The organism is Actinokineospora sp. (assembly GCF_050699995.1).
GTDB lineage: Bacteria > Actinomycetota > Actinomycetes > Mycobacteriales > Pseudonocardiaceae > Actinokineospora.
This window is the reverse complement of sequence record NZ_JBOHGC010000028.1, coordinates 1-8779: the sequence shown is the minus strand read 5'-3', so window position 1 is coordinate 8779 and position 8779 is coordinate 1. Positions and strand designations below refer to the sequence as shown.

The following is an 8779-nucleotide window of genomic DNA, read 5'->3' as shown; positions in this document are numbered from 1 at the left end:
GAGGCGATCCAGCTCGGGAGGAAGTTGATTCGCTGCCTTGGCGTTGCCCTCGATACGCACGGGCGGAGCCCCGGCCGGGGCATCCACAACACGCTTCCGCTCAGCGTGCGGGTGCTTCCATTCCGACCCACAGCCGCGAGGGCAGAAGTGCTCCATCTCGCGCATGGAGAAGCCGCCCGAGCCATCCGGCACGGGCTGCGTCCACTTGATCACACCACTGCCCGCGCATTGCGGACAGGCGTCGTCACTTGCGCTTGCGGATCTGTCCAAGGCCTCCACAGGTGGGACAATACTCACCGTTGGGCGTAAGGCCAGATCCGTAACATCTGGGGCACTCCTCCATCTCGATCCTGGGGACGGCGAATCGTTGCCAGAACATGACTCCTCCTCGGAGTTCGGTTGAGCTGGTTCAGGTCGGCAAGCCCGGACGTGGCGGGCGGTTTCCTCGAGCACCGCGGCGAGGTCGTCAGCCTTCTCCGGCGTCGACCTCTCGGTGATCAGGCCGGCGGCATAGTCGTGCATCTTCGGCACCAGGACGTTGGTCAAGACCTTCGCCAGCGCCGCCAGGTTCGCCGCGAGGTCAACCTGGGCTGGGCTCGCGGTCATCGCGGCACGCCCATGTGACAAATCGCAGTGTGGCGAACCAAGGCGTGTATCGCCTGCAACAGGGTGTCGCCCAGGCAGATCGACGAACACTGCGGACACGGGGCGATCACCCGAACCGGAGCCGGGGTTTTGACAGTGGGCGAGGCCAGCCACCGGGCCCTGGTGCGACTCGGCCCGCCGCCGCTCACGACCAGTCCCAGCGGGTGGTCCCGACCGGTGCGGAGTCGGGGGCATCCGCACCGGCCGAGGATCGGGGGCGCACCGTCAGCTGGCCGAGGTTGACGACCGGTTGAGGGCGCGAGCAGGGGATCGGGTGAGCCTGGTTCCACCGGCGCACCCAGTCGCGGTTGCGGCGGTGCTGCAGGTACCTCGCGAGTAGCGTCATTCGTCATCATCCCGATCGCCTGGCTTGAGGCCAGCCACGGCCGATGTGATCGCGATCACCGTCGCGATTGCAAGTACGATCAGCACGAACGTCATCGCCGACTCCCGCCATCGGGGTTGGTGCCGGGTGGTGACACCCATGCTGCACCACCGGCACCACTGGTGCCAATACCCCAATCGGGCGACGATGTGCGACATTCGACCACCCAGCTACGCTGTGGTGCATGGGTGGCACCAGCACTCCGAGAGCACGCGCACTCGGCGACGCGATTCGCGATGTCCGCACTGCGGCAGGGATCGGCGTACGCGAGCTCGCGCGTCGTGTCGACATCTCTCACACAACGATTTCGCGATACGAATCGGGCCAGCGCAGCCCGTCGCCCGAGGATGTCGCCGTGATTCTTGGTGCTCTCGGTGTTAACGGTGAGCCGCGCGAAGAGCTGCTCGCACTGGCCCGCGAGCCCGACCGGCAGCACTGGCTCGGCGTTGGCATGACCGAGCAGCAACGCCAGCTCGCGACGCTGCTGGGCTACGAGCAGACCGCGACCCGCATAGTCGACGTGTCACCGCTACTAATTCCCGGCCTGTTGCAGACCGCCGATTACGCGCGCGCGATCATGCGGGACGGCGAGGTTCCCATCGAGGAGATCGAGACTCGCGTAGCCGTGCGTCTTGGCCGCCAGAATGTGTTGACGCGCCGGACACCGGCGCACCTGGTTGCCGTGATCGGCGAGGCGGTGCTTGGTCAGCTCATTGGTGGTCGCAGCGTCATGTGTGATCAGCTGCGGCACCTCCAGGCGATGGTGGATCGACCGAATGTCGACCTTCGCGTGATTCCGATCGCCGCGGGGTGGAGTCCGGCTTCCGAGGGCCCGTTCATCCTCGTCGAGCTGGCGAGCGGCTCTCCCGTCGTGCACCTGGAGACCCGGATTTCAGGTCTGTTCTTGCATGACAGAAGGGATGTCGGCGCCTATGAAGTCGCCGTTGACAGGGTGCTTCGCGTGGCGATGAGTGCGGATGAGACGGCCGATCTCATCGCCCGCGAAGCGGACCGCCGAGAGAAGGAAGTCCATGAACACGGTAGCGCGGACCTGGCGAAAGAGTAGCCGTAGCAGCACTCAGACGAACTGTGTCGAGGTCCGCGGCGACTTGACCGCCTTGCGTGACAGCAAAAACCCGGAACCCACTTTGGTTGTCGACATTCGACAACTGCTCGCCGTCGTCAAGGCTAGCCACGCCTGACTCCGGCAAATTGAACTCCCCTGTCGGTTGCCAGCTGACAGGGGAGTTCAGGCGTTAGAAGCAACAACACCGCCCTGTCGTTTAGGTGCTGACTCGAACGAGTCCGGGTTGCCGAGGCCGCGCACGATGTAGGAACCAGTCCCCATCGAGCCCGGGATGACACCCATCTCGCCCCGGCCTGCCCGGATCGCGCCCTTGCGGGTGACCAGGACCTGCTCGCCGAAGTGCGTCTCCTCGGCGACGTAGTTGTGGTGCACCGAGATCGGCTCGTCGAACTTCACCTGCCAGAACTGCTTGCGCAGCACCTCGCAGACCAGGCGCAGCATGACCGCGCGGTTGCGCCGCGCGTACTCCTGCGCCCACGTCAGGTCGTGCCGGTAGGCCACCATCTGCGGGGTGCCCGCGAGGAACACCGCCAGGTCCCGGTCGGGCAGGTCCTGGTTGTGCGCGAGCTTGCGGGCCACCTCGATGTGGTGCTGCGCGAGGATGTTCCCGATCCCGCGGGAACCCGAGTGCAGCATCACCCAGACCTGCTTGGCCTCGTCCAGGCAGATCTCGATGAAATGGTTGCCGCCGCCGAGGGTGCCCATCTGCTGGTGCGCCTTGCCCTCGTTGCGCCGCACGATCGGGGTGAGGTCGTCGAACGCCTTCCAGAACGTCGGCCAGTCCTTCGCGTCGCGCCCGGTGAACGCCTCCGCCTTGTGCGCGGCGAAGCCGACCGGCACCGCGGCCTCGATGTCGGAGCGCAGCTTGGCCAGGCTCGCGGGCAGGTCGTTCGTGGTGAGCGACGTACGGACCGCGCTCATGCCGCAGCCGATGTCGACGCCGACCGCGGCCGGTGAGACGGCGTCGCGCATGGCGATGACCGAGCCGACCGTGGCGCCCTTTCCGTAGTGCACATCGGGCATCACGGCGACGTGCTTGAAGACCCACGGCAGCGCGGCGATGTTCTGCAGCTGTCGCATCGCCTGTCCCTCAACCGTTTCGGGCTGGGTCCACAGGCGAATGTCGACGTGCTTGCCGGGTATCGTGGTCGCTGACATGGGGAAAGCCTAAGTGTGCCTTGGGTTTTTGGCCGAACGATTTAATTCAGCGCAGCAGATGCGCGCGGCGCAGGATGGCCTTCGACGGGCCGCCGACCATGCCCACGTCGGTCAGGAACTCCATCACCTTCTCCGCCATCCACCGCCGCGTCTCGTGGAAGTTCGGGTTGGCCAGCGCGGCCGCCCGCCCTTCGCGCGGGTCGATACCGACCGACAGGTAGACCTTCGGGTTGATCAACGAGTCGATCACCGCGAAGGCCACCACGGCGGTGGCGATCCGGTGGAACTCGAGCTGCGCGCGGTTCAGCTTCGGCACCGCGCGGATGACTTCCTCGCGGGCGTAGCGGACGTGTCGGGCTTCCTCCACGACGTGGATCCGGTTGACCATGCGGATGAGCGGCTGCATGTCCGGGTTGTCCATTGTGGAGCGTTGCAGTCGGTCGGTGGTCTCCTCGGCGACGAGCACCGCGGCGAACATCGAGGGACCGCCCGCGAACGTCTTGTAGATCCGGCCGAGTTCGTGGATGGTCCGCCCCGGCCCGTAGACGGGAGCGCCGAACCGGGCGATCGCCTTGGCGAACATGATCGAGTGCCGGGTCTCGTCGCCGACCTCGGTCAGCGCGTACTGGGCGTGCGGGCTGGTCGGGTCCAGGTCGTAGGCGTAGCGCACGAGCAGCTGCATAAGGATGATCTCGAACCACAGTCCGACGCCGGCGACGCTGGCGATCTCGTGCTTCGACAGCTCGATCCGCTGCTCCTCGCTGAGCCCGCGCCACAGGTCGGTGCCGTAGAGCGAGACCCGCTCGAACGGCATGTACGCCTTGCCCACGGCCAGCGGCGCGTCCCAGTCGATGTCGAGGTGCGGGTCGTAGCTGTTGCGGACGGACGCTTCGAGCAGCCGGGCTCCGACCTGGTCGGGTTCCTTGGGTTCGAGAGCACGAGCCATCGGTGTCCACCTCTCACGGCAGCGTCGCCGTTATCTGTTACGACTGGTAACAGTTACTTGTCCAGGCTGGCGCGACCGCGCACGGATGTCAAGACCCACTCGTTCGAGTGACGCGCGGTTGCGCGGCGGGGATAGCGCACTGACGCTTCTTGGCATGCGAGCCACAGTTCTCGCCTTGGCCCTGCTGGCGCTGTGGTCCGTGCCCGCGGCAGCCGAGGACACGACAGACGAGCAGTACCTGACCGTCGCGATGCCCGCCGCCAAGGCGGTCGCCGCGGAATTCGCGATCCCGGCGTCGGTGACGGCGGCGCAGTCCATCGTCGAGTCCGGCTGGGGCCGCAGCCCGCTCGCCACCAAGGCCCGCAACTACTTCGGCTACAAATGCAAAGCGGGCAATCCGGGGCCGATCGCGATCGGCTGCATTGAGCACCCGACGACCGAGTGCACACCGGACTGCCACCCCGCCGTCGGCGAGTTCCGGGTCTACGCCTCGATGACCGATTCGTTCCGCGACTACGGCAGGCACCTGACGACCAGCCCGTACTACGCCGCCGCGCTGCCCCTCGCCGCCGACCCGGACGCGTTCATCACCGAGGTCGCCAAGCGATACGCCACCGATCCGCTCTACGCCGAAAAGGTCATCCGGGTGATGCGAACCCACAATCTCTACCGCCTGGATGTCCCCCAGTGACCAGCTGAGAGCACTCCGCTACCGAATCACGGAAATCCGCCAAATCGGTCAGAAAGAACCATCCGGCATGTATTTCGCGTGTCCTGCCCGGCTCTCTTAGGGGTGAGAGTCACTGGCGCAGGAGGACGCGATGTTGTGCACGGTGGAGCTTGACGACGAACTCGCGGAACTCGAAGCATCCCTTCGAACCGTGCGAACCCGGCCGCGTTTCCTGGGGCCGGTCGACCGGCACAACGTCGAAGCGGCCGTCGCGGCCGCCATCGCGGGCGACGGGGGTGCCACCGACGCGCTGCTGCTGTTCCTGCGGCCGCTCATCGTCCGCTACTGCCGGGTGAAGCTCGGCCGCATGCCGCGCTCCTTCAGCGGCCCGGACGACGTGGCGCAGGAAGTGTGCGTCGCCGTCTTCCGCGCCCTGCCGGGCTACCAGCAGTTGGGCAGGCCGTTCCTGTCGTTTGTCTACGGCATCGCCGCGCACAAGATCGCCGACGCCCACCGCGCGAACACGCGGGACAAGTCCGACCCCACCGCGGAGAACCCGGACGTCATCAGCTTGGAGGACGGACCGGAGCAGATCACCCTGCGGCACGAGCTGACCGAGCACACCGGCGCCCTGCTGCGCACCCTCACCCAGCGCCAGCGCGACATCCTGATCATGCGCATCGTGATGGGCATGTCCGCCCAGGAGACCGCCGACACCATGGGCACCACCGCCGAAGCCATCCGCGTCGCGCAGCACCGGGCGCTGAACCGCCTGCGCAAGACGCTCGCGGTCGCTTAGCCCCGTGGGCGGGCCAGTGGTCGTGCTCCGGGCGGGGAGGTCCGGGGCACGACCACCTGGGTCAGCGCGACCAGGCCGCGAGCAGGTCGGCAGGTCCATAGGTGTGTGCGACGCCGTCGGCCACCCTCGAACCGGCCCGGCTGACGACGACCAGTGGTGTGTCCCTGTCGGCTCCCGGCAGGCGGTCGCGATGTGCGACCAGTGCGGCGAGGTCGTGGTGGTCAAAAGGCCTCCGTTCCAACCACTTCACGGAGCCGACAAAGGTGATCTTCCCGGCGACTGGGGACCGGTCGGCACCGATCAGGTCGACCTCGACGTTGTTGGTCCGCGTCCAGTAACCACCGATCGTCAACGGCTCATCTCCGGGCTGGAGCCTCAGGAGAGACTCACGGATGACCGGCTCTATAGCCCGACCCCGCCAACTCGTCCAACCCGAGTCGATCCGGGACAGGACCCGGTCGCTACGTCCGCGGGCGAGTTCCTCACGATGCGGGTCGACGAAGTGCAGCCAGAACCGCAGGTACGCGTCGGCGACCCGATAGCGGGTCTCCTTCGACGGTTTGGTCGAGAGTGGACGATCCGCTGCCACGACCCGCTTATCGATCAACAGTTTCAACGCGCGGTCCAAGGACGCGGGTGGCACGTCGACCGCACGGCTGATCGAGGCACGCGCCCGTTCGCCCGCGCCGATCGCCGTCAGCACCTGCCGCGCCTGCGTCTCCACGGGAAACTCCGCGGCGAGTGCCAATTCGGCGGAAACCGTCATGGCGGAGGTCTGCCTGCCAAGAGCGCTCTTAAGGAAGTCGCGGACTGAATCGCCGCGCGACCATTCCGCGCAGACCAGTGGGAGGCCGCCGGTGACAAGGTGCGCGTCGAACGCGGCGGCGGGTTCGAGACCGAGCATCTCGCCGACTTCGGCCGGATCGAGCGGATCGAGCACCATCGGCGTGCCGCGCTGGTGGAACGGTCTGCCGTAGGTGTTCAGCGCTTCCATCATGGACAGATCCGACCCTACGAGGATCAACAGCACCCGCTTGCGGGAAAGAACCCGGTCCCACACTCGCTGCAGCGTGCCTTCGAACGACGGATCACTCGCCACGAGGTACGGGACTTCATCGATCACCACGACACTCGGGCCCATGTCGGGCAGCGCGTCGGCGAGCAGCCTCAGCGCGGCGTCCCACGATCGTGGAATGACGTCGGTGAACCGGTCCCGTCCAGGCAGGTCGGAGTCCAGCACCTCGTCGGCGAACGTGGCGAGTTCACGATCGACCGGTCCACGGGAGGCGGAGTAGAAGACGGCGGGGACGCCCGCGTTCTCGATGAACTGCTCGACCAGTCGTGACTTGCCGACCCGTCGCCGTCCACGGAGCAGCAGGCACCGGCCTTGACTCGCCGCGAGTTCCTCACCAAGCAGCCGCAATTCGCGCCTGCGGCCGACAAAGCCGTCCATAGCCCCACTCCCGATAGTCTCAAATTTGAGAGTATCAAAATTGAGGCTATGTGGCTTGGGGCACTCGGCGCAGGCCGGAATTCGGCTTGTCGATCGGGAAGCGGTGTTCGTTGCGGTCGATCTTGGCGTTGGCGGCCGCGATGAGGTCGACGTCGAGGGTGTCGGCGAGGCGGACCAGGTAGAGCACGACGTCGGCGAGTTCATCGGAGATCTGGGGGCGGAGGTCGGGGTCCGCGCCCGCCGCCGCGGCCAGCTCCGGGGTGAGCCACTGGAACAGCTCGGTGAGTTCGCCGACTTCGCCGGTCAGGGCCATGACCAGGTTCTTCGGTGTGTGGAACGGCTGCCACTCGCGGGCGGTGATGAACGCGCGCTGGCGCTCGGCGAGCTCCTCAAGAGTCACCTAGTCCCCCTTCTTCTTCGACCGCAGAAGGATCTTCTCGGTCTTCGCCACCAAGGTGCCCGCCGCCGGGACCTGCTCGACGACGACCCAGTTGCGGTCGGACACGAGCAGCCTGCCCTGGCCGGTCGCGTCCTCCTCGGTGAGGTAGTAGAAACCCGCCGCCTGCAGGGCGTCCTGGGCGGCCTGGTGGTTCATGCCCACAACATTGGGGAGGGCGGCCGACTCCGGGGCGGCGGGCGAAGTGCCCGGCGACTGGCCGGAGACGGCGGACGGGTCCGCGCTCACCGCGGGCAGCGGCTCCGGGGTCGTCGGGGTCGTGCCGCACGCGGACAGCGCGGCGATGAGGATCGCGATCACGGCAACGCGCATGACGTCTCCTGGGTCGGGGACGGTGATCTTCCAGTCTGGCAGTGATCACCACCCGGCCGCGCGCCGATCCTCGTCCGAATCGGCCCCTTCGGAGGCCTCGGTATCCCCCTGACCTGGGACGAGTCGCGGTTCCGGGTGCGGCGGGTTACTTTCGGAATTTCCGGGCGGGCGGGCACACGTGCGGACGTTCGGCGCAATCGCCGGGGAGGGACAACGCCCGTTCGGAGGTAGTAACCGCGCGTAAGCCCTCAGTAGCGTCCTCGGCATGGTGGGAACCAGCTCGGCACGATTACCCGTCGTGCCGATGGGGGGCGACGGCGTGAAGGACAGGCGACTGCGCTGGTTGCTGGGTTCCAGCGCGCTGTCCAACCTCGGCGACGGCATCGGCAAGGTGGCTTTTCCCCTGCTCGCGGCCAGTATCACCCGAGACCCGATCTTGATCGCCGGTCTTTCGGCGACCGCGTTTCTCCCCTGGCTGTTGTTCGCGACGGTCAGTGGCGCGCTGGTCGACCGGGTGGACCGACGCCGGGCGATGCTGGTCGCGAACCTGTCCCGAGCCGTGATCGTGGGCGGTCTGGGACTGCTTGTCTGGGCCGACGCGACGACAATTTGGCTACTCTACGTGATGGCGCTTCTGCTCGGGGGCGTCGAGACGGTGGCCGACAACGCGGCGCAAGCGCTTGTCCCGGCGGTGGTGCCGCGCGATCAACTCGAGTCGGCCAACGGGAAGCTGCAGTCGGTCGAGATCGTCGGGCAGACGTTCCTCGGTGGCCCACTGGGCAGCCTCACGTTCGCCCTGTTCGCCGCGATGCCGTTCCTCCTCAACTCGGCCGGCTTCGCGATCGCGGCCGTGCTGCTGATCGGCAT

12 protein-coding genes are annotated in these 8779 nt (G+C 67.0%); 5 read left to right on the top strand and 7 right to left on the bottom strand.

All coding sequences use genetic code 11. From position 1 onward, the window contains the following. Positions 1-606 (bottom strand): hypothetical protein (locus ACRDSQ_RS02080; RefSeq protein ID WP_431418253.1); only part of this gene is annotated, 606 nt, incomplete at its 3' end. Between the two features lie 184 nt (positions 607-790). Beyond that, positions 791-991, bottom strand: a complete 201-nt coding sequence (locus ACRDSQ_RS02075; RefSeq protein ID WP_431418252.1) for a hypothetical protein — start codon at positions 989-991, stop codon at positions 791-793. 223 nt (positions 992-1214) lie between these two features. Between ACRDSQ_RS02075 and ACRDSQ_RS02070 the strand changes: the two genes are divergently transcribed. Together ACRDSQ_RS02070 and ACRDSQ_RS02065 are read left to right on the top strand one after the other, a co-directional pair. Then, positions 1215-2096, top strand: coding sequence for a helix-turn-helix domain-containing protein (locus ACRDSQ_RS02070; protein ID WP_431418250.1), 882 nt, complete (start codon positions 1215-1217; stop codon positions 2094-2096). Continuing rightward, complete coding sequence (locus ACRDSQ_RS02065; RefSeq protein ID WP_431418249.1) at positions 2008-2232, top strand: DUF397 domain-containing protein; 225 nt, start codon at positions 2008-2010, stop codon at positions 2230-2232. The genes ACRDSQ_RS02070 and ACRDSQ_RS02065 overlap by 89 nt, the downstream gene beginning before the upstream one ends. 47 nt (positions 2233-2279) lie before the next feature. Here the strand turns inward: ACRDSQ_RS02065 and ACRDSQ_RS02060 are convergent, their stop codons facing one another. Together ACRDSQ_RS02060 and ACRDSQ_RS02055 are read right to left on the bottom strand one after the other, a co-directional pair. Next, positions 2280-3275 (bottom strand): RtcB family protein, encoded by a 996-nt coding sequence (locus ACRDSQ_RS02060; protein ID WP_431418247.1) that lies wholly within the window; start codon positions 3273-3275, stop codon positions 2280-2282. Between the two features lie 46 nt (positions 3276-3321). Further along, positions 3322-4221, bottom strand: coding sequence for an AurF N-oxygenase family protein (locus ACRDSQ_RS02055; protein ID WP_431418246.1), 900 nt, complete (start codon positions 4219-4221; stop codon positions 3322-3324). Positions 4222-4375: 154 nt separating this feature from the next. On the opposite strand from ACRDSQ_RS02055, the gene ACRDSQ_RS02050 reads away from it, so the two are divergent. Both ACRDSQ_RS02050 and shbA read left to right on the top strand, forming a co-directional pair. Continuing rightward, positions 4376-4912 (top strand): glucosaminidase domain-containing protein, encoded by a 537-nt coding sequence (locus ACRDSQ_RS02050; RefSeq protein ID WP_431418244.1) that lies wholly within the window; start codon positions 4376-4378, stop codon positions 4910-4912. Between the two features lie 130 nt (positions 4913-5042). After that, on the top strand, positions 5043-5690 hold the full coding sequence (shbA, locus tag ACRDSQ_RS02045; RefSeq protein ID WP_431418242.1) for an RNA polymerase sigma factor ShbA: 648 nt from the start codon (positions 5043-5045) through the stop codon (positions 5688-5690). Positions 5691-5751: 61 nt separating this feature from the next. On the opposite strand, the gene ACRDSQ_RS02040 is transcribed toward shbA, so the two are convergent. Genes ACRDSQ_RS02040 through ACRDSQ_RS02030 form a run of 3 tightly spaced genes read right to left on the bottom strand, consistent with a single transcriptional unit; the run spans position 5752 to position 7912 of the window. Beyond that, a complete protein-coding gene (locus ACRDSQ_RS02040) occupies positions 5752-7143 on the bottom strand; it encodes an ATP-binding protein (protein ID WP_431418240.1) in 1392 nt (463 codons plus the stop codon). A 46-nt stretch (positions 7144-7189) separates the two neighbouring features. Beyond that, positions 7190-7543: a nucleotide pyrophosphohydrolase gene (locus ACRDSQ_RS02035; RefSeq protein WP_431418239.1), complete on the bottom strand. Its 354-nt coding sequence runs from the start codon at positions 7541-7543 to the stop codon at positions 7190-7192. Then, the gene (locus ACRDSQ_RS02030; RefSeq protein WP_431418237.1) at positions 7544-7912 is read right to left on the bottom strand and encodes a PASTA domain-containing protein; all 369 of its coding nucleotides are present in this window, start codon (positions 7910-7912) and stop codon (positions 7544-7546) included. A 304-nt stretch (positions 7913-8216) separates the two neighbouring features. Here ACRDSQ_RS02030 and ACRDSQ_RS02025 point away from each other — a divergent pair. After that, positions 8217-8779, top strand: a 563-nt coding sequence (locus ACRDSQ_RS02025; RefSeq protein WP_431418254.1) for an MFS transporter, incomplete at its 3' end; no start/stop codon positions are given.